We start from the raw sequence: 21,483 nt of genomic DNA on the forward strand, positions 1-21,483 counted from the left end.
AAACACGGGAAGGAACCACGTGAACGACGATCCCAACGCGCTCGCACGGGTCTGGGTCGACGTGGTTGCAGAACTCACGAGTGATGACCCCGGAAGTAATCTTCCGGCTTTGAGCAGCAAGCAGAAGGCATTTGTCCGTCTGGTGAGGCCTCTCACACTTGCTCAGGGTTTTGCACTCCTCTCGGTTCCATCGCCATTTGCTCAAGAGACGATCGAGCGCGATCTACGCGAGCCGATCCTGCAGGCACTCGGACGCCATCTCGGCGGCCAGGTCGAGGGACTCGGTGTCCGCATTGCACTCGAAGACGATGCCGACGCACCCGCCGAACCGGTCGAGGAGCGCACGGGCAGCCGTCAGTTCGAGTCGGTCAGCTCATCAGGCGCATACCGTCGGCGCAGATTCACCGAAGGCGACGGCGAACCTTCGGACTCCGAGACTGCCGAGACCGAAGAAGTCGACGACGACCGCGAAGCACTCGCGAGCGTTCACGAATCGTGGCCGTCGTACTTCACGAAGCCGCCCGCTACTCCTTCTGCTTCGGGGTCCGGCGCCAACAGCCTCAATGCGAAGTACACCTTCGACACTTTTGTGATCGGATCGTCCAACCGATTCGCTCATGCCGCTGCCGTCGCGATCGCGGAGGCGCCGGCGCGTGCCTACAACCCCTTGTTCATCTGGGGAGCTTCGGGCCTGGGCAAGACGCACCTTCTTCACGCCGCCGGCCACTACGCACAGCGACTGTTCCCCGGCATGCGGGTCAAGTACGTCTCGACCGAAGAATTCACCAACGACTTCATCAACAGTCTTCGTGACGACCGCAAGGTCGCGTTCAAGCGTCGCTACCGGGAAACGGATGTCCTGCTGGTCGACGACATCCAGTTCATCGAAGGCAAGGAAGGTATTCAGGAGGAGTTCTTCCATACCTTCAACACCTTGCACAACGCGAACAAGCAGATCGTCGTTTCCTCGGACCGTCCGCCCAAACAGTTGGCAACCCTCGAGGAGCGTCTGCGGACGCGCTTCGAATGGGGCCTGATCACCGACGTTCAGCCGCCTGAGCTCGAGACGCGTATCGCGATTCTGAGCAAGAAGGCGAGGATGGATCGCCTCGAGGTCCCGCACGACGTCCTCGAGTTGATCGCCAGCCGTATCGAGCGCAACATTCGTGAACTCGAGGGCGCGTTGATCCGCGTCACCGCTTTTGCCTCGCTCAACCGCCAGCCGTTGGATCTGACGTTGGCCGAGGTGGTCCTGCGCGATCTGATGCCCGATTCGTCGAGCCTCGAGATCAACGCGGCGACGATCATGGCGGTGACGGCCGAATACTTCAACATGTCGATCGACGACCTGTGTGGGCCGGGTAAGGCCCGGCCACTCGCTCAGGCCCGCCAGATCTCGATGTATTTGTGCCGTGAGCTCACTGATTTGTCCTTGCCGAAGATCGGTCAGACGTTCGGCCGTGACCACACGACGGTCATGTACGCCGACAAGAAGATCCGTAAGGAAATGACGGAACGCCGCAAGGTGTACGACCAGGTTCAGGAGTTGACCGCAAGGATCAAGCAGCGCTCCAAGCGTTGACCTGCACTTATTTCGATCGATGCCGCTCGAGGCAGAGGTTCCCTCGAGCGGCATCGGTGTATTCGAAGGGTTCCACGTGCGGTCCCCTCGAGGGCGGTTGTCCACCTCGAGGGACGACACGCCGGAGTCAGACACGCCGATGAGAACAAACTCTTCGTTTCTTGTGAAAAGTATTCACATCTGTGGATAAGTGTGTTGATAACTCCGAAAGTCTGTGGAGTTCTCGAGGAGGAATCCGAAAACTTTCAGAGAGTGCACAGAGGGGGTCGATTGGTCCTCGAGTCTGTCCTCGAGAAGTGCACAGGCCCTCGAGGGGACCTACCAGCGTCGACAACCGTTGCTCCACAGATTGCACAGGACTTATTACTACTACTGAGAATTTCCTAGGAAAAGCTCTTTGAAAATAGTTCTGGGGACAACTCCTGTTGAGAACCTCGCCTCAGGCTGCGCTCGCCGCGGCTTCGGCTTTCCACTTGCGCCCTCGAGGGCATACGGTGGGCATCGCTTGGTCTGTGTCAGACTTCAAGTGAGCTGATGCAGATCCGCAGCAGACGAACATGCCTACCGAGAGGAATAACCCGGCGATGGAGCTTGGAAGCCTGAAGTTTCGCGTTTCCCGGGAAGAGTTCGCTGATTCAGTAGCGTGGGTTGCTCGTAGCCTGCCCTCGAGGCCGCCCGTGCCGGTTCTCGGCGGAGTTCTTCTCGACGCAACCGAAGCCGGCCTCACCGTTTCCGGGTTCGACTACGAGGTATCCGCGCAGGTCCGCGTCTCGGCAGATGTCACAACTGCAGGTCAGGCACTCGTCTCCGGTCGCCTCCTCGCAGATATCACCAAGTCGCTTCCCAACAAGCCGGTCGATGTGACCCTCGAGGGCACTCGCGTGCTCATCTCGTGCGGAAGCGCCAAGTTCTCCCTGCCCACGATGCCGGTCGAGGACTACCCCCAGCTTCCGACGCTTCCGCAGCAGTCCGGGTCCATTCCCGTCGACCTGTTCTCCGAAGCCATCAGCCAGGTAGCTGTTGCAGCCGGCAAGGACGACACCCTTCCGATGCTCACGGGTATCCGTGTCGAGATCGAACAGAATTCGATCGTCCTCGCCGCTACCGACCGCTTCCGTCTCGCCGTACGTGAACTCGAGTGGACTCCGGCCAATCCCGACGTCCAGGCTGCTGTTCTCATCCCGGCCAAGACTTTGTCCGAGTCCGCGAAAACGCTTGCCGGCAATGCAAATTCGCCGGTCGAGTTGGCTCTCGGCTCCGGTACGACCATCGGAAACGACGGACTCCTCGGCATCGTCAACGACGGACGCCGCACCACGACGCGCCTCCTCGACGCCGAGTTCCCGAAGTTCCGTCAGTTGCTGCCTGCTCAGCACACCGCGATGGCAACGGTCGAGGTCACGCCTCTCATCGAAGCCATCAAGCGTGTAGCACTCGTCGCCGAGCGTGGCGCACAGGTTCGCATGCAGTTCTCCGCTGACGGCCTGCTCCTCTCTGCGGGTGGCGACGACGCCGGCCGCGCGGAAGAGACGCTCAACGCGTCGTTCCAGGGCGAAGCACTCACCATTGCGTTCAACCCCGGTTACCTGATCGACGGGTTGAACTCGCTTCACAGCGAAAACGTTCTGTTCGGCTTCACCACTCCCAGCCGTCCGGCTGTTCTTCGCCCCGCGGCCGAGGAAGAGCCCACGGCAGACGAGTCCGGTAACTTCGCTGCGCCCTCGAGCGAGTACACGTACCTGCTGATGCCGGTTCGCCTTCCGGGCTGAGTGGAACCCCGCACTTCAGTTCGCGCCTGACCAGGGAGAACAGTATGAAGATCGGACTCGTAGGTCTCGGCAAGATGGGCTTCAACATGCGTGAGCGCTTGCGCGCGCATGGCCTCGAGGTGATCGGATACGACCCTCGACCGGAAGTCACCGATGTCGGGTCACTTGCCGAACTCGCTGCTTCCCTCGAGGGACCTCGAGTCGTCTGGGTGATGGTTCCGGCCGGTGACATCACCCAGAGCACCATTGCCGAGCTGGCGGATGCCCTCGAGGGTGGCGATCTGGTCATCGACGGTGGGAACTCGCGTTACACCGACGATGCTGTCCATGCCGAGCTTCTGGGCGCCCGTGGGATCGGTTTCCTCGACTGCGGTGTCTCCGGTGGCATCTGGGGCCGTGAGAACGGATACGGCCTGATGGTGGGCGGATCCGAGCCCGACGTGGCAAAGGCAATGCCGATCTTCGACGCCCTTCGCCCCGACGGCGACGCTGCAGACGGTTTTGTCCACGCCGGCCCCGTCGGTGCTGGTCATTACGCGAAGATGGTGCACAACGGCATCGAATACGGCCTGATGCAGGCGTATGCCGAGGGGTACGAGCTCCTCGAGGCGGAAAGCCTGATCGCGGACGTTCCCGGTGTGCTTCGAGCCTGGTCGAAGGGAACCGTCGTACGTTCGTGGTTGCTCGATCTGCTTGTCGACGCCCTCGAGGAGGATCCGGAGCTTGCGCAGATCACGGGCTATACCGAGGATTCCGGTGAGGGCCGCTGGACGGTCGAGGAAGCCATCAAGCACGCTGTCCCCGCTCCCGTCATCTCCGCTGCTCTGTTCGCGAGATTTGCTTCACGACAGGATGATTCACCGGCCATGAAGGCGGTGTCGGCCTTGCGCAATCAGTTCGGTGGTCACGCGGTCAAGAGCGCTTCGCCCAAGAATTCGGCTTCTGGAAGCTAAGTGTTCGTTCGTAGATTTTCGCTGCGGGACTTCCGATCCTGGGATTCGCTGACGCTTGACCTCACGCCGGGAACAACCGTGTTCCTCGGTTCCAACGGGCACGGTAAAACGAACGTCCTCGAGTCGCTCGGGTATCTGTCGACGCTGTCCTCTCATCGAGTGTCCACGGACGCACCGATGATCCGCAGCGGTTCCGCCAGTGCTTTTGCCGGTGCAACGGTGGTCAACAACGGACGCGAACTGACCATCGACGTCGAACTGATCGAGGGAAAGTCCAACCGCGCCAGGATAAATCAGTCTCCGACGCGTCGTCCGCGGGAAGTGCTGGGGATTCTGCAGTCGGTGATGTTCGCGCCGGAAGACCTGTCGTTGGTTCGCGGAGATCCTGGCGATCGTCGACGCTATCTCGACGAGTTGTTGACGTCCCGGATACCCCGAATGGCTGCTGTCCGTGCGGATTACGACAAAGTTCTGCGTCAGCGCTCAGCCCTACTCAAAACTGCCGGTGCGGCTTTGCGTCGCGGTTCTCGTGGTGGCGAGTCCGACAACGTCCTCTCCACCCTCGAGGTGTGGGACGGGCATCTGGCCGCTCACGGCGCACAATTGTTGGCCGGGCGCCTCGAGTTGGTCCATGATCTGGCGCCCCACCTGGCGGAGTCGTATCGTTCCATCGCACCCGAATCCCGGCCGGCGTCGATTCGATACAAGAGCAGTCTGGGGTCCTCGTTGGATCCCGAATTCACCGACCCTGCAAGGATTTCCGGTATCGACGACGTTGCGTACCTCGAGGAGAGATTCCATCTCGAGTTGGCACAGATGAGGTCGAAGGAAATCGATCGCGGAGTGTGTCTGGTCGGTCCGCATCGGGACGATCTGGAGCTGATTCTCGGTGACAGCCCGGCGAAAGGCTTTGCAAGCCATGGTGAATCGTGGTCTTTTGCGCTTTCGCTGCGGCTGGCAGGTTTTGCCCTGTTGCGCGCCGACGGCAGCGACCCGGTCCTGATGCTCGACGACGTATTCGCGGAGTTGGACCGTCGTCGGCGTCGTGCGCTCGCCACCGTTGCAGCCACCGCCGAACAGGTGCTGATCACGGCCGCCGTTCCCGAGGATGTACCGGACGAACTCGAGGCGGCCAAGTTCGGCGTCGAAGCCTCCGATACCGGAGACGGTCGGATATCCCGGATAGTGCCCGTAGGCTCGACGGATCAGGAGGTCGAGTTCGATGACTGAAGACAGCAGCGCGGCTCCGGAGCCCGAGCTCAAGGGGATCGATCTGGCGCGCCGTGCCCTCGAGGAGGCACGCGCGACAGCCAAAGCCAACGGCAAGGCCGTCGGGCAGGGGCGCTCGTCGCCCAAATACGGAAGTGGCCGTCCGCGTCGACGCAGCGGTTGGTCCGGCCCCGGCCCGGATGCGCGGGACCCTCAGCCGTTCGGTGCTCTCACCAGCGCTATCTCCAAATCGCGTGGGTGGTCCCCCAAGGTGTCCGAGGGCACGGTCCTCGGTCGGTGGCCGCAGGTCGTCGGAGAAGACATCTCCGCGCACGCCGAGCCGATCTCTCTGAAAGAAGGTGTTCTCAGCATCTCCGCCGAGTCGACGGCGTGGGCTACCCAGTTGCGCATGATGCAGTCCCAGATTCTGGCCAAGATCGCTGCTGCCGTCGGTGACGGCGTCGTGAAGACACTGCGGATCACCGGTCCGAGTGCGCCTAGCTGGCGCAAGGGAGAAAGGCATGTGAAAGGCCGCGGACCTCGCGATACGTACGGCTGAGGAAAACTCAACCAGGCCCTGGTTCTACCTATTACTTCGTGTTACAGTTAAAACTCGCTAGTGAGTGAACTGTGTCACAAGGCTGTCGTTCCCCACCGATCGGCAGGCATGAAGGAGTAGCTAGATGTCGCAGAAGATATCGACACCCGCTTCGTCGTTCGCCGAGCCGGATCACATCCTGTTGCAGGCTCGCAATGTCGAGTTCGACTGGTCCGATCTGCCCATGCACTGGATTCCGGGCGATCCGTTCAGCACACACGTTCTCAACGTGCTCCATCTGCTCCTCCCTGCCGGTGAGGAATGGTTTGTCGAGACCTTCAAGGAAGCTCTTCCCCTCATCGAGGACGAGAAGCTCCGTGAAGACGTCGTCGGATTCATCGGCCAAGAGGCGATGCACTCCAACGCGCACTCGGGCGTCCTGGTCCATCTCAAGGAGAACGGCCTCGATCCGACGCCGTACACCCAGCAGATGGAATGGACCTTTTCGAAACTGCTCGGACCGCGTCCGATGACAGGACTGCGTGCCGAGAATCACCTGGTGGAGCGCTTGGCGATCATCGCGGCAATCGAACACATCACGGCTTTTCTCGGCGACTGGGTGCTCAACGCCAAGGGACTCGACAAAGCCGGTATGCACCCGACCATGCTCGATCTGCTCCGCTGGCACGGTGCCGAGGAGGTAGAACACCGCTCCGTCGCGTACGACGTGATGCGCTACTTCGACAAGCGCGAGACACGCCGCATCCGAACCCAGATCGTCGTCACGCCGGTACTGGTGTGGCTGTGGATTCGTGGCACCAGGTTCCTGATGCGCAACGATCCCGAACTTGCCGCTCAGGCCCCCAGCCGTCGACGCCCCCACCTGTCCGATTTCATCGCGGCCGGTAAGCGCGGCACAGTTCCCACGTCGTTCGAGCTGGTCAAGCGGATGTCGACCTACTTCAGCAAGTCCTATCACCCCAGTAACGAGGGCTCGACCGCCCAGGCGGTGCAGTACCTGGCGTCGTCACCCGCAGCTCAGGCGGCTGCACGGTGATTTCACTCTCGAGGGTCAAGGACGTCATCTCCGGGCACGACGGGTTGCCGCGTTTTCCGGCGCCACCCGATTTGTCCGGAAAGAACCGTCCCGACCGTGCCATGCGCATCACGGAGTTATTGGCGGACAAGTACCTTCGGGTGTTGACGGCCTACGACTACAACCCCGAGATCGCTGGCCACAACCCCGACACGGCCATGAACATGGTGGTCAGTACGCGTGAGGTGGTGGCGACCGACGAGAACGTCGTTCGCCTGCGCTTCGAATCCGCGGACGGCTCACCGATTCCGCCGTGGCATCCGGGTTCGCACCTGGACTTCCATCTACCTTCGGGTCTGCGGCGTCAGTATTCGCTGTGCGGCGACCCTGCCGACCGCACGGGGTACAGCGTCGCGGTGCGCCGGATCCCCGACGGCGGTGGCGGTTCCATCGAGATGCACGCTCTCCAGCCCGGTGAGCACGTCACGGTACGCGGACCACGCAACGGCTTCCCGTTTGTCGGAGAAGGCAGCGCGTTGTTCGTCGCCGGCGGCATCGGTATCACGCCGATCATCGCAATGGTCCGTGCAGCAAGAGAATTGGGGATGGACTGGTACTTCGTGTACTCGGGCCGCTCCCGTGAATCCATGCCGTTCCTCGACGAGATCGCAACCTGGGATCCCGAGCGTGTCTTCGTGCGCCCGGACGACGAGTTCGGATTGCCCACCACCACAGACCTTCTCGGACGAGCGCCGGTCGGCGGCGCCGTGTACTGCTGTGGCCCGACGCCGATGCTCGATGCCGTCCGCCGCGGTTTCCGCGATACACCCTCCACCGCTTTGCATTTCGAGCGGTTCGGGGCTCCGCCGGTGATCGACGGCAAGGAATTCGAAGTGCAGCTTGTCAATTCGGGTCAGGTACTCGCCGTGCCCGCCGACGAGTCCGCGCTCGACGTCATCAAGAAGGCATTGCCCGGTGTCGGGTACTCGTGTCAGCAGGGTTTCTGCGGAACCTGTCGTGTGAAGGTGCTCGCGGGTAAACCCGATCACCGCGAAAGGCGTCTGACCGACACCGAACAGGAAACGGAGATGCTCATCTGCGTATCCCGTTCCGACGGTGGACGTCTCGTTCTCGATCTCTAGATATTTCCCGACTCCGAAGGGTTCGACAATGTCGAAGCACTCTCCTGTCCATGCCGTGACCGCGCGTCGCGTGACCAACGGTTCCGTCAGCCTGGCCGTGTTCGAGCAGGGCAAGGCGGACGGCGAGACCATCGTCCTGGTGCATGGTTGGCCCGACACCCATGAACTGTGGAACCGCATCGTGCCTTTGCTGGCAGACGACTTCCGCGTCGTCAGCTACGACAGCCGCGGGGCCGGTGAGAGCACAATCCCCTCGAGGGTGCAGGACTACCAACTGAGCGCACTGGCCGGCGATCTTTTTGCCGTCATCGACGCGGTCAGCCCGGGCAAGCCGGTGCACGTCCTCGCGCACGACTGGGGATCCGTCGAAACGTGGGAAGCGGTCTGCGAGCCGGGTGCCGAAGAGAAGATCGCGTCGTTCTCGTCCATCTCGGGCCCCAATCTCGATCATCTCGGCAAGTGGATCCGGGCGAGCGCGTCCAAGCGTCGTTTCCTCGGCCCGGCGGCGCAGGGAATTGCGTCGGCCTACACCGTTCTGTTCCAGATTCCCGGGCTGTGCACCCTTCCGTTGCGTCTGTGGTTCTCCAAGCACTGGCCGGCATTTCTGGGCTTCTTCGACGGTCTGGACTCCCGTGTGGTCAACACCGCGCCCACCATCGCCGACGACATGGTGAACGGACTCAAGCTTTATCGCGCTAACATCCGGCCGTCTCTCGGCAAGCCGCGGGATCGGTACACGGACGTGCCTGTTCAGCTCATTCTGAACAAGTACGACAAAGCCGTTCGTCCGGTGGGATACGAAGACACCGAAAAATGGGTCTCCGACCTGCAGCGACGTGAAATTGCCGCGGGACACTGGTCACCGTTTTCACATCCGGGCGAGGTTGCCGAACATGCGCGGGCATTTATCGCGAGCCTGAGAGAGCGTCGCTCGGAGAAGCAAAGTTCCTAGCGTTTCACCTTCCGGGGATCGTAAAAATTCGTCTGCGGCGCAGCCAGGGGTGTCATTGGCCGCTTCTAGTCGGTGCTTACCAGTAAGATGGTCAACGGTAACTAGCGGCAACATTCTCGAACCCGCTCCGACGACACCCGCAAGGGCTTGCTGACGGCTGCGCTCGAGTATTGACGGAGAAGGAGAGCTACCCACCCGTGGCTGCCCAGAAGTCAGATACAAGCACTTCCAGCAAGGACTACAACGCGTCGTCCATCACCGTCCTCGAAGGACTCGAGGCGGTACGTAAGCGTCCAGGCATGTACATCGGTTCCACCGGTGAACGCGGCCTGCACCACCTCATTTGGGAGGTCGTCGACAACTCGGTCGACGAGGCGATGGCCGGACACGCCACCAAGGTCGAGGTCACCCTCCTCGAAGACGGCGGAATCCGCGTCATCGACGACGGCCGTGGCATCCCGGTCGGCATGCACGCCTCCGGAGTCCCCACCGTCGAGGTCGTGCTGACCCAGCTGCACGCCGGCGGCAAGTTCGACTCCGACTCTTACGCCGTCTCCGGTGGTCTGCACGGCGTCGGTATCTCGGTGGTCAACGCTCTTTCCACCCGGCTCGACGTCGACATCAAGGTCGACGGCTACCGGTGGCAGCAGACGTACACCGATTCCAAGCCGGGAGAGCTCGTACAGGGCGACCCGACGAAGGAGACCGGCACCACCGTCAGTTTCTGGGCGGATCCCGAGATCTTCGAGACCACCCGCTACAACTTCGAGACCGTTGCGCGTCGTCTGCAGGAAATGGCCTTCCTCAACAAGGGCCTGACCATCACGCTGACCGACGAGCGCGCCGAGGTCATCGACGACGAAGCTGCCGAGGTGGCCGAGGCTCCCAAGTCTGCTGCCGAAGAAGCCGAAGAAGCTGCTCAGGCAGCGCCGCGTAAGTCCAAGACCCGTATCTACCACTACCCCGGTGGACTCGAGGACTACGTCCGGCACATCAACAAGAGCAAGACCCCGATCCACAACTCGGTCGTCGGATTCACCGCCAAGGGCACCGGCCACGAGCTCGAGGTCGCAATGCAGTGGAACTCCGGATACTCGGAGTCCGTGCACACCTTCGCCAACACCATCAACACCCACGAGGGTGGTACCCACGAAGAGGGCTTCCGCGCCGCACTGACCGCAACGGTCAACAAGTACGCGCTCGAAAAGAAGCTGCTCAAGGACAAGGATCCCAAGCTCACCGGCGACGACATCCGTGAAGGACTCGCGGCCATCATCTCGGTGAAGGTCGGTGAACCCCAGTTCGAGGGTCAGACCAAGACCAAGCTCGGCAATACCGAGGTCAAGTCCTTCGTGCAGAAGGCGTGCAACGAGCACCTCGCGCACTGGTTCGAGGCGAACCCCGCCGACGCGAAAACCATTGTGAACAAGGCTGTTTCGTCGGCGCAGGCCCGCGTCGCCGCACGTAAGGCGCGTGAGCTGGTCCGTCGTAAGAGTGCGACCGACCTCGGTGGCCTGCCAGGCAAGCTCGCCGATTGCCGCTCCAACGATCCAGAGAAGTCCGAGATCTACATCGTGGAGGGCGACTCCGCAGGCGGCTCGGCCAAGTCCGGCCGAGACTCGATGTACCAGGCGATCCTCCCGCTCCGCGGAAAGATCATCAACGTCGAGAAGGCGCGTATCGATCGCGTCCTCAAGAACACCGAAGTCCAGTCGATCATCACCGCGTTCGGCACGGGCATCCACGACGAGTTCGACATCGCCAAGCTGCGCTATCACAAGATCGTGCTCATGGCCGACGCCGACGTCGACGGTCAGCACATCGCAACGCTGCTGCTCACGCTGCTGTTCCGCTTCATGCGGCCGCTCGTCGAGCACGGCAAGGTCTACCTTGCGCAGCCGCCGCTGTACAAGCTCAAGTGGCAGAAGGGTGCGCAGCCGGAATTCGCGTACTCCGACCGCGAACGCGACGCGATGGTCAAGGCCGGCCTCGAGTCCGGCAAGAAGATCAACAAGGACGACGGCATCCAGCGCTACAAAGGCCTCGGCGAGATGAACGCCAAGGAGCTGTGGGAAACCACGATGGACCCGACGGTGCGCGTTCTGCGTCTCGTCACGCTCGACGACGCGGCTGCTGCCGACGAGCTGTTCAGCGTGCTGATGGGCGAAGACGTCGAAGCACGACGCAGCTTCATCACCCGCAATGCCCGGGACGTTCGTTTCCTCGACGTGTAGGGCCTGCAGCCCTGTGCGCGGTTGAGGAGTCCCCGGACTCCCTTTCCGCGCACAGGGGCTTGCCCCCTCTTTTAAGAAAGTGAGCTCATGACCGACACCACGTTGCCACCGGACGGTCCACAACACGACCGGATCGAACCGGTCGACATCCAGCAGGAAATGCAGAACAGCTACATCGACTACGCCATGAGCGTCATCGTCGGTCGCGCTCTGCCGGATGTCCGCGACGGACTCAAGCCGGTGCACCGCCGCGTGCTCTACGCGATGTACGACAACGGATATCGCCCCGACCGCGGATACGTGAAGTCTGCCCGACCGGTCGCCGAGACCATGGGTAACTACCACCCCCACGGCGACTCCTCGATCTACGACACGTTGGTTCGTATGGCCCAGCCGTGGTCGCTGCGTTACCCGCTCGTCGACGGTCAGGGAAACTTCGGCTCCCGCGGCAACGACGGCGCAGCCGCCATGCGTTACACCGAGTGCAGGCTCACGCCGCTCGCGATGGAAATGCTGCGCGAAATCGACCACGAGACAGTCGATTTCACCCCGAACTACGACGGCAAGACGCAGGAACCGACGGTTCTGCCCAGCCGTATCCCGAACCTGCTGATCAACGGTTCCAACGGCATCGCCGTCGGTATGGCCACCAACATTCCGCCGCACAACCTGCGTGAAGTTGCCGAGGCCATCTACTGGGCGCTCGACAACTTCGAAGCGGACGAGGAAGCCACCCTCGCGGCCGTCATGGAGCGCATCAAGGGACCCGACTTCCCCACGCACGGGCTCATCGTCGGTGGACAGGGCATCCAGGACGCCTACACCACCGGCCGTGGCTCCGTTCGTATGCGCGGCGTCGTCGAGATCGAAGAAGATGCCAAGGGCCGCACCACAATCGTCATCACCGAGCTGCCCTACCAGGTCAACCCGGACAACCTGATCACCTCCATCGCGGAGCAGGTTCGTGACGCCAAGATCGGTGGCATCTCCGACATCCACGACGAGTCCTCGGACCGCGTCGGCATGCGCATCGTCGTCACCGTCAAGCGTGACGCCGTTGCCAAGGTCGTGCTGAACAACCTTTACAAGCACACCCAGCTGCAGACCAGCTTCGGCTGCAACATGCTCTCCATCGTCGACGGAGTGCCGCGCACTCTGCGCCTCGACCAGATGATCCGTCTGTACACGGCGCATCAGCTCGAGGTCATCGTTCGTCGTACCAGGTACCTGCTTCGCAAGGCACAGGAGCGCGCCCACATCCTGCGCGGTCTGGTCAAGGCCCTCGACGCTCTCGACGAGGTCATCGCCTTGATCCGTGCGTCGCAGACCGTCGACATCGCTCGCGCCGGATTGATGGAACTCCTCGACGTCGACGAGATCCAGGCCGACGCCATCCTCGGCATGCAGCTGCGTCGTCTGGCCGCCCTCGAGCGTCAGAAGATCGTCGACGAGTTGGCCGAGATCGAACTCGAAATCGCGGACCTCGAAGACATTCTGGCTCGCCCGGAGCGTCAGCGCGCGATCGTTCGTGACGAGCTCAAGGAAATCGTCGACAAGTACGGCGACGACCGTCGTACCCGCATCATCGCCGCCGACGGAGACGTCAACGACGAGGATCTGATCGCCCGCGAAGACGTCGTCGTCACGATCACCGAGACCGGTTACGCCAAGCGCACCAAGACCGACCTGTACCGCTCGCAGAAGCGCGGCGGCAAGGGTGTTCAGGGTGCCGGCCTCAAGCAGGACGACATCGTCTCGCACTTCTTCGTCACGTCGACGCACGACTGGCTGCTGTTCTTCACCACGAAGGGCCGCGTCTACCGCGCCAAGGCTTACGAACTGCCCGAGGCGAGCCGTACAGCTCGCGGTCAGCACGTTGCCAACCTGCTGGCATTCCAGCCGGACGAGCGCATTCAGTCCGTCATCCAGATCAAGACGTACGAAGACGCGCCCTACCTGGTGCTCGCCACTCGCAACGGTCTGGTCAAGAAGTCCAAGCTCACCGACTTCGACTCCAACCGCAGCGGTGGCATCGTCGCCATCAACCTGCGCGGTGAAGACGAACTGGTCGGCGCTGTCCTCTGCTCCGCCGAAGACGACCTCCTTCTCGTCTCGGCACAGGGCCAGTCGATCCGCTTCTCGGCCACCGACGAGGCACTTCGTCCGATGGGCCGCGCCACTTCCGGTGTCCAGGGCATGCGTTTCAACGGTGACGACGAGCTGCTCTCGCTCAACGTCGTTCGTGAAGGAACGTTCCTCCTGGTCGCCACCTCGGGCGGTTACTCCAAGCGAACCGGCATGGAGGATTACCCGGTGCAGGGTCGCGGCGGCAAGGGCGTGCTCACGATTCAGTACGACAAGAAACGTGGCACTCTGGTCGGTGCGCTCATCGTCGACGACGACGACGAGCTGTACGCGATCACCTCGGGCGGCGGCGTCATCAGGACGGCTGCCAAGCAGGTTCGTAAGGCGGGACGCCAGACCAAGGGCGTGCGTCTGATGAACCTCGGCGAAGGCGACACACTGCTCGCGATTGCGCGCAACGCCGACGAGCCCGAAGAGCTCGCTGCAGAGACCACCGACAACGCAGACAATGCCGATGGAGCTAAGGAGTCCTAGTGAGCACTCCCAACCAGCCGGGCAGTGACCAGAAGAGCGAAAGCACTTCAGGTTCGACGCCACCGAAGCCGGAGCAGGCAACTGCTCCGGCGGGGCCGCAGACCTCGAAACCTGCAGCTCCAGCGGACGGCGGACCCAAAGCTTCCGAGGCAGCTCCGGCGCCCAAGGCACCGGAGCCGCCTCGCGGCCCGTCGGCTCAGAAGCCGGCGGGTGGGGCTTCCGACGCCGCGGGTGCGGCCAAGGGTCAAGCTCCTTCCGCTCCTTCAGTGGCTCCGGCTGCGCCGGTAACTTCGGCAAAGGGTGACGGTCAGGCTCCGCCGCAACCGGTTGCCAATCAGGCTCGTGGCAGCCAGGCGCCGCCGTGGCAACGCGGACCCCAGCCGTCGGGTCAGCCGCAGGGGCAGCCAGCTCAGAACCCGGCTGCTCAGAACCCGGCGTCCAAGGCCCCGGCGTCGAAGGCTCAGCCACCGCAGAATCAGGCTCCGCAAAGTCAGCCGCAGACCAACATCACGCGCCCAGCCGGCGCTGGTGCTCCTGCGGGTCGACCGGCAGCTCCTGCCGGGGGTAAGCCGCCTGCGGGTCCGCAGCGTCCTGCCGCGGCCGGCCCGGCGCAGGGTGGTCCGGTGCAGGGTGGTCCGGCCAAAAACCCCGCGCAGGGTGGTGCGCCGAAGGGACAGCCACAGGCGGGTCGCCCCGCTGCCGGTGCACAGACGGGTCGTCCTGCCGGCAACCCGTCGGCACGTCCCGTCGTGACAGGAACGGCGGCTGCCGCAGCTTCCGGTGGCGTCGCCGGCGCGGCAGCAGCCAAGGCTGTTGCACCCTCGGGCGCAAATCCCAAGGCTGCAAACGCCACGGTCGCCAATCCCACGGTCGCTAATCCGAAAGCAAAAGCCGCCGCGATCGACGGGCCGACTCGGCACATCGATCGCAAGGATCTACCGAAGGACATGCCTGACCTCTCCGAGGCCAAGCATCCGTTGCCTGCTGCGGTGAAGGGTGAGAAAACTCACGCCGTATCGGCTTCGGTCGTGGACGGTGCGCCGCTGCGCGCAACGGTCCAGATCCGTCGTATCGACCCGTGGTCCACGCTCAAGATCACATCCGTGATCTCGGTGTCGCTGTTCTTCGTGTGGATGGTGGCCGTCGGACTGCTCTACGTCGTTCTCGACGGCATGGGCGTCTGGGATCGCCTGAACAACGCGTTCACCGACATCGTTGCCGATGGCGGCTCCGACGGTCTGGTGACGGCCGGCCAGGTCTTCGGCTACGCCGCACTGATCGGTATCGCGAACATGGTGCTTTTCACGGCACTCGTCACGATCGGATCGTTCATCTACAACCTCTGCAGCGACCTGGTTGGCGGCGTAGAGGTAACTCTCGCCGACCGCGACTGACCTGCGAAAACATTGCTCCGCCGGGCCCGTTTTGGTGTCAGCGGCCCGGTGGGGTAATCTTTGGAATCGGTTCAGGGGCCTATAGCTCAGGTGGTTAGAGCGCTTTACTGATAATGAAGAGGTCGGAGGTTCAAGTCCTCCTAGGCCCACTCCCATGTGCCGAAGAAGGGTTGCTGGAATGAAGGTTTTCCTGCTTGTCGGGGCCGGAATTCTGGTAGCTCTCGGGGTCACCAAGCTGATCAAAAGTCAGCGCGGAGACAAGGTTTGGCACGATTTGGAAACAGGATAGAACCTAGGTACTCTGACTCCGGTCAGAAAACCGAACGGGGCCTTAGCTCAGTTGGTAGAGCGCTGCCTTTGCAAGGCAGATGTCAGGAGTTCGAATCTCCTAGGCTCCACAGTAAGAAAACACCCTCCCGGGATCCGGGAGGGTGTTTTTGTATGCCGATGTACCCGATCTCTGCTCGCCCCGGCCGGTGCCCGACTTGTGTGGTTCCACCCCACCCCTTCTTGAGCGAACGGCACTTTCGGCGCACTGGAGGCGATGAACATGCCGTTCGCTCGGAGTGGGGTGGCCGGAACCGCGCCCACTATGGACCGTTCGTCCCGAATTCTCCGGAAAGTCTAGTGGTCATAACCAGCCGGGCGTAGCGTGAGGAGAACCCAATTTCAGGAGGTTCGTAGTGCTTCACAACGACATTCCCAGCCACGGTGAAATTGCCGCACTCGCGGAGGTGGAGGGGCCCACCTGCATCACCATCGTGACTCCGACTGAAGATGCGCCTCAGGATTACGACAAAGCGCGCATCGCCTTCAAGGACCAGGTCCGCTCGGCACTCGCATCGGTGGAGGATCCGGCCGAGCGCAAGCAGTTCGAGGCCGAATACGCAGAACTCGACGACGACGACGATTTCTGGCGCTTCCAGTCGCGCTCATTGGTCACGTACGCGACGCCGGACCGTCTGGTGACCTTCCGCCTCCCCAACCGTCTGCAGGCGCTCGAAACGGTCAGCGATCGGTTCCATCTCAAGCCACTGCTCCGTTCGGTGACGTTCCCCCAGACGGCGTTTGTTCTCGCTCTGGCAGAGGGTTCGGTGCGACTGATCGAGATCGCCGCCGATCAACCGGCCGACGAGGTTCGTGTTCAGGGAATGCCGAAGAACGCTGCGGATCACGCGGGCAAGTCGTCGATCAACAGTCGCACCGAGGCGGGTCGGCTCTCGGGTTCGGACAGCCGAAAGCTGCGCGTCAATCAGTACGCCCGCGCAGTCGATCACGAGGTCCGCGGTGTGCTCGCCGGCCGTGACGTCCCCTTGATTCTGGCCGCTGCGGAACCCATCGCGTCGGTGTATCGCTCCGTGAATTCGTACCGCCACCTGGTCGACAAAACCGTCGAGGGAAACCCCGAAGCCTTGTCGACGCAGGAAGTGGCGGACGGTTCGCGTCCGGCGCTCGACGACTTCCATGCCGAGCAGCTGGCGGCGGTGCGGGACACCTTCAATGTGCGCACGGAACAAGGTCGCACTCAAACCGACGTCGCCGACGTGGCAACAGCCGCGACGTACGGACAGGTCGACACCGTTTTCATCGACATAGATTCCGTCGTACCCGGAAGTCTCGATCCCCAGACGGGCGCTCTCACGACCGGTGAGTCGACCAACGGAAGCACCTACGGGGTCGTCGACGAGATCGCTCGTCGTGCGCTCCTGACGGGTGCGCGGGTGCTCGCTGTTCGCGCGGAGGACATTCCGGGCGGCGGCGCAGTTGCCGCGATTTTGCGCTTCGCCCCGTAAACAGACTGGACGCGTGTGCGCCTCGTGACCTGATTCGGGCACGGGGCGCATACGATTCCGGCATGAAACGTGTGTGGGAACGGCTGCGCCTCTATTGCAAGACGCTGCACCCGGTCGGGCTTGCCTTTGCTCTGGTCTTCTTCACCTGGTCGATGAGTCCGTCCCTGTTGCCGCGCGCGTGGTACCTGCAGGGCGTTGCGACGGGCATCTCGCTCGCCATGGGATACGGCGTCGGCGTGACGGTTGCCTGGATGATCCGCAAGTGCGGCGTCGAACCGCAGTGGTCGGATCGCACCAAGAAGATCGGCTGGCGAATCCTGTTGGTCGCGGCCGTCATTCTGGTGCCGACGTTCTTGGTCCTCGGTTCGTGGTGGCAGCAGATCGTTCGCGATCTCGTGGAAGCTCCACGCACCAATCAAGCGAATTATCTTCTGGTGCTGATGATTTCGCTCGGAATCTGGTTCATCCTGCTCGAGGCAGGCCGTGGTCTTCGGTTCACCACCAACAAGCTCACCGCCGTCGCACTACGGTTCGTTCCCCTCGAGGCGGCGAAGGTCGGCAGCTTGATCGTCATCTTCGCCCTCGGCATCTTCATCGTGAACGGTGCGCTGTACAACGGGCTGATCGCCTTCGCGAACTGGAGTTTCTCCGGTGCGGATCACGAAACACCGGACGGCATCGAACAGCCCATGATTGCAGAGCGCAGCGGTTCGCCGATGTCCGCCGAGGCTTGGGATTCTCTCGGCCAGGAGGGGCGCACCTTCATGGGTAGCGGTCCCACCGCAGCCGAGATCTCTGCATTGACCGGACGTGAAGCGAAGCAACCGATCCGGGTGTATGCCGGACGTGAATCCTCGGACTCGATCAACGGTGTCGCACAGCGGGTCGTCGACGAGTTGGAGCGCACCGGCGGATTCGACCGCGGAACTCTCGCAGTTGTCACGACCACCGGTCGCGGTTGGGTGAACGAGGACGTCGCGTCGGCGTTCGAGTACGTCGAGGGCGGGGACACGGCGATCGCGTCGATGCAGTACTCGTTCCTTCCGAGTCCGTTGGCCTTCATCGCCGACCGTGAGACGCCGATGATCGCCGGCCGCGCGCTGTTCAACGCGGTCTACGCCAAGTGGATCGACTTGCCCGTTGAGACGCGACCCGAACTGGTTGTCTTCGGTGAGAGCCTCGGCTCCTACGGTGGCCAGGCCGCATTCGCCGGCGCTCAGGACATGATGACGCGCGTCGACGGCGCACTGTGGGTCGGAACCCCCAACTTCACTGCTCAGTGGCAGGAAATCACGGACAGTCGTGACTCGGGCTCACCGGAGATTCTGCCGGTGATCGACGGTGGCCAGGCAATTCGGTTTGCCGGTGATCCGGAAGATCTGGAGCTGAAGTCGGACTGGGACGACGATCGCATCGTGTACTGGCAGCACGCCAGCGACCCGATCACGTGGTGGTCCTTCGACCTGCTGCTCAACAAGCCGGACTGGCTCAAGGAACCGCTGGGTCGCGACGTGGATCCGGGAATGACATGGGTTCCTCTCGTGACCTTCTGGCAGGTCACCCTCGACATGGTCTTCTCGGCTGACGTCCCGTCCGGGCACGGTCACAATTACGGCGAGGATGCAGCGGACATGTGGGCCAAGATCCTGCACCCCGAGGCCTGGACCTCGGCTGATACCGACAAGCTTCGTTCGCTGCTGACCACCAATCTGGAGCCCACGAAGTAGTCGTAAACGGTTGTAATTCAGCCTGTTAAGGCGAAAACCTCACGAAAAAGTGTTACGTGAGGTATGTGTTACTCTGCGTTCGCTGTGTGCCAAGCCACAGCGCAAGCGAACGTGGGGAGATCGAAACGTGAAGAGCAGAGCATGGTGGGCGGCCGGGGTCTCCGTCGCGGCACTGGTCATGGGTGCTGTGACGGCCCCTGCCGCAACGGCGGAGCCGGCGGATTTCTACACGCCGCCGTCGGAGCTTCCGGCAGGTGCCAACGGAGATCTCATCAAGAGTGAGCCGTCACCACTGCTGCTGAGCGTGCCCGGATCGAACGGTGCGTGGCCGGCAACCGCCACCAAGATCATGTACCGAAGCGAGGACGCCAAGGGCGCCCCCGTTGCCGTGACGGGCACCTATCTCGAACCGTCGAACCCGTGGACCGGGCAGGGGGCGCGTCCACTGGTTGCCGCAGCGGTAGGAACGCATGGGCAGGGCGATCAATGCGCACCATCCAAGCTGTTCAACACCGGTATCGAGTACCAGTTCCCGACGGACGTCATGGTCGGCTACGAGTCCATCTGGGTGAACACGTTGCTGCTCAACGGCATTGCCGTCGTCGTCACCGATTACGAGGGCCTCGGAACTCCGGGCGATCACACCTACGTCAACCGTGAAGCCGAAGCACACGCGGTTCTGGACTCAGTGCGAGCCGCTCAGCAACTCCCGAACACGAGCATTCCCGCCGACGGCCCCATCGGACTGTGGGGTTACTCGCAAGGTGGTGGAGCTGCCGCTGCCGCAACGGAATTGAAGCCGTCATATGCTCCCGAGCTTGATCTCAAGGGCACGTATGCAGGCGCTCCGCCCGCCGATCTGGCGGCGACGCTGCAGCAGGTCGACGGCACGTTCCTCACCGGAGTGATCGGATACGCGCTCAACGGGATCCTTGCCCAGTACCCCGAGGTTCAGTCGCTGCTCGACGCCGAGATCAACGATCGCGGCCGACAGATGTTGGCCGCCACCAAGAACCAGTGTGTCGCCGAAAGTGGATTGCAGTTCGGCTTCCAGCAGTCGTCGAGCTTCACCAATTCCGGTGAATCACTCTCCGCAGTTCTGGCGCGTCTACCCATGGCGCAGGCAATCCTCGACGAGCAGAAGATCGGCAAGCTGACGCCGGAGTCGCCCGTGCTCATTCAGCATGGCCGCTCCGACGACATCGTTCCGTTCGGCCAGGGACAGCAACTGGCGCGAGACTGGTGCGGCAAGGGCGCGACGGTGCAGTTCTCCGTCAACGAACTGCCCCCGATCATTCCGGGACTGGCAATCAATCACGCGACGCCGTACCTGGTGGGTACCCCCGAATCCATCGGATACATGATCGATCGCTTCAACAATGTCCCGGCGCCGTCCAACTGCTGACGGCCAGGCATCGAAAAGCCCCGGAACACAGTGTGTTCCGGGGCTCTTGTATGTCGACTACGCGGTCTTCTCGGCCGAGTTCTCCTCGAGGCGCGGGGGTGCGGAAGCGACCGGCGGATGCTCGCGTCGGCGGCTCTTGAAGAACACCGCGCCACCGATCACCGCAACACCGGCGATGACGAACACCGTGACGCGCTTGCGGCCGCGAGGCTTCTCGGTGCGTTCCGCGGACTTCGTAGGGATAGCCTTTGCGCGCTCGACGCCCTTCTTGGCGAGGACTTTGCCCTGACGGCCCAGGAACAACCCGACCTGCCCAGCGCCGCGAGCGACCGACGTGGCGACCACCGCAGCGATGCGGCGAGCGTTGTCGGCTGCCTCGGACTCTTTGATGCGAGCCGCTGTCTCTTCGAGGTAGGCGGCAGTCTCGTCGAAGGTGTCCTCGACGCGGGCGCGCGCGTGATCGAAGGTGTCGGGCAACTGCGTGCTGAGGGACTCGGTCACTCGTGTCATGACTTCACTGTGCCATAACAGTGGGGCGAGGACAGGGAGACTTTTGCGGGGCGACATCCGCGAGAACGCCGGCAATGGCACGATGGTGGTGTGACTTCAACTCATCAGACCGCAACCGCAACGCTGCACACGAACCGCGGCGACATCAAGATCGCTCTGTTCGGCAACCATGCGCCGAAGACCGTCGAGAACTTCGTCGGCCTCGCCGACGGCTCGAAGGAGTACACCACCGCAAACGCCGCCGGCACCAAGACCGGCCCGTTCTACGACGGTGCCATCTTCCACCGCGTCATCGACGGCTTCATGATCCAGGGTGGCGACCCCACCGGAACCGGCACCGGCGGCCCGGGCTACAAGTTCGGTGACGAGTTCCACCCGGAACTGCAGTTCGACCGCTCCTACCTGCTGGCCATGGCCAACGCAGGCCCGGGAACCAACGGCTCGCAGTTCTTCATCACCACCGGCCCGACGCCGCACCTGAACCGTCGCCACACCATCTTCGGTGAGGTTCTCGACGACGATTCCAAGAAGGTTGTCGACGCTATCTCCTCCACCGCCGTCGATCGTGGCGATCGTCCGGTCGAGCCCGTCGTGATCAACAGCATCACCATCTCCTGAAC

Annotated in this window: 16 protein-coding genes and 2 tRNA genes; 17 read left to right on the forward strand and 1 reads right to left on the reverse strand. The window is 62.6% G+C overall.

The window, feature by feature from the left end; genetic code table 11:
* The first annotated feature begins 19 nt into the window (after positions 1 to 19).
* From dnaA to M0639_RS00080, 16 genes are all read left to right on the forward strand, one after another.
* Positions 20 to 1,582 (forward strand): chromosomal replication initiator protein DnaA, encoded by a 1,563-nt coding sequence (gene dnaA / locus M0639_RS00005; RefSeq protein ID WP_064075692.1) that lies wholly within the window; start codon positions 20 to 22, stop codon positions 1,580 to 1,582.
* Positions 1,583 to 2,166: 584 nt separating this feature from the next.
* Positions 2,167 to 3,351: a DNA polymerase III subunit beta gene (dnaN, locus tag M0639_RS00010; RefSeq protein ID WP_007729165.1), complete on the forward strand. Its 1,185-nt coding sequence runs from the start codon at positions 2,167 to 2,169 to the stop codon at positions 3,349 to 3,351.
* Between the two features lie 44 nt (positions 3,352 to 3,395).
* Entirely contained in the window at positions 3,396 to 4,304 is a 909-nt protein-coding gene (gene gnd / locus M0639_RS00015) for a phosphogluconate dehydrogenase (NAD(+)-dependent, decarboxylating) (RefSeq protein WP_042920749.1), read from the forward strand.
* Complete coding sequence (gene recF, locus M0639_RS00020) at positions 4,305 to 5,534, forward strand: DNA replication/repair protein RecF (protein ID WP_054828073.1); 1,230 nt, start codon at positions 4,305 to 4,307, stop codon at positions 5,532 to 5,534. It abuts the gene before it with no gap.
* The gene (locus M0639_RS00025; protein WP_003942471.1) at positions 5,527 to 6,072 is read left to right on the forward strand and encodes a DUF721 family protein; all 546 of its coding nucleotides are present in this window, start codon (positions 5,527 to 5,529) and stop codon (positions 6,070 to 6,072) included. Before recF ends, M0639_RS00025 begins: the two co-directional genes overlap by 8 nt.
* Before the next feature lie 124 nt (positions 6,073 to 6,196).
* Positions 6,197 to 7,108 (forward strand): metal-dependent hydrolase, encoded by a 912-nt coding sequence (locus M0639_RS00030; RefSeq protein WP_064075691.1) that lies wholly within the window; start codon positions 6,197 to 6,199, stop codon positions 7,106 to 7,108.
* Positions 7,108 to 8,229, forward strand: coding sequence for a PDR/VanB family oxidoreductase (locus M0639_RS00035; protein WP_064075711.1), 1,122 nt, complete (start codon positions 7,108 to 7,110; stop codon positions 8,227 to 8,229). The genes M0639_RS00030 and M0639_RS00035 overlap by 1 nt, the downstream gene beginning before the upstream one ends.
* A 28-nt stretch (positions 8,230 to 8,257) precedes the next feature.
* Positions 8,258 to 9,181 (forward strand): alpha/beta fold hydrolase, encoded by a 924-nt coding sequence (locus M0639_RS00040; protein WP_064075690.1) that lies wholly within the window; start codon positions 8,258 to 8,260, stop codon positions 9,179 to 9,181.
* 197 nt (positions 9,182 to 9,378) lie between these two features.
* Positions 9,379 to 11,415, forward strand: a complete 2,037-nt coding sequence (gene gyrB / locus M0639_RS00045) for a DNA topoisomerase (ATP-hydrolyzing) subunit B (RefSeq protein WP_003942515.1) — start codon at positions 9,379 to 9,381, stop codon at positions 11,413 to 11,415.
* An 87-nt stretch (positions 11,416 to 11,502) separates the two neighbouring features.
* Positions 11,503 to 14,034: a DNA gyrase subunit A gene (gene gyrA, locus M0639_RS00050; protein WP_047272672.1), complete on the forward strand. Its 2,532-nt coding sequence runs from the start codon at positions 11,503 to 11,505 to the stop codon at positions 14,032 to 14,034.
* Entirely contained in the window at positions 14,034 to 15,428 is a 1,395-nt protein-coding gene (locus M0639_RS00055) for a DUF3566 domain-containing protein (protein WP_064075689.1), read from the forward strand. Before gyrA ends, M0639_RS00055 begins: the two co-directional genes overlap by 1 nt.
* 75 nt (positions 15,429 to 15,503) lie before the next feature.
* Positions 15,504 to 15,577 (forward strand) — tRNA-Ile (locus tag M0639_RS00060).
* Positions 15,578 to 15,753: 176 nt separating this feature from the next.
* Positions 15,754 to 15,826: transfer RNA gene (locus M0639_RS00065), tRNA-Ala, on the forward strand.
* A gap of 285 nt (positions 15,827 to 16,111) precedes the next feature.
* Positions 16,112 to 17,221 carry a baeRF11 domain-containing protein gene (locus tag M0639_RS00070; RefSeq protein ID WP_054828211.1) on the forward strand — a complete coding sequence of 370 codons (1,110 nt, stop codon included), beginning with the start codon at positions 16,112 to 16,114 and terminating at the stop codon, positions 17,219 to 17,221.
* A 62-nt stretch (positions 17,222 to 17,283) separates the two neighbouring features.
* Positions 17,284 to 18,948: an alpha/beta hydrolase gene (locus M0639_RS00075; protein WP_003942500.1), complete on the forward strand. Its 1,665-nt coding sequence runs from the start codon at positions 17,284 to 17,286 to the stop codon at positions 18,946 to 18,948.
* A gap of 127 nt (positions 18,949 to 19,075) precedes the next feature.
* Positions 19,076 to 20,353 carry a lipase family protein gene (locus M0639_RS00080; protein ID WP_064075688.1) on the forward strand — a complete coding sequence of 426 codons (1,278 nt, stop codon included), beginning with the start codon at positions 19,076 to 19,078 and terminating at the stop codon, positions 20,351 to 20,353.
* Positions 20,354 to 20,410: 57 nt separating this feature from the next.
* Here the strand turns inward: M0639_RS00080 and M0639_RS00085 are convergent, their stop codons facing one another.
* Complete coding sequence (locus tag M0639_RS00085; protein ID WP_042453366.1) at positions 20,411 to 20,863, reverse strand: hypothetical protein; 453 nt, start codon at positions 20,861 to 20,863, stop codon at positions 20,411 to 20,413.
* Between the two features lie 90 nt (positions 20,864 to 20,953).
* Between M0639_RS00085 and M0639_RS00090 the strand changes: the two genes are divergently transcribed.
* Entirely contained in the window at positions 20,954 to 21,481 is a 528-nt protein-coding gene (locus M0639_RS00090) for a peptidylprolyl isomerase (RefSeq protein WP_007729190.1), read from the forward strand.
* The last annotated feature ends 2 nt before the right edge of the window (positions 21,482 to 21,483 follow it).

It is taken from the genome of Rhodococcus qingshengii JCM 15477, assembly GCF_023221595.1.
Taxonomy (GTDB): domain Bacteria; phylum Actinomycetota; class Actinomycetes; order Mycobacteriales; family Mycobacteriaceae; genus Rhodococcus_F; species Rhodococcus_F qingshengii.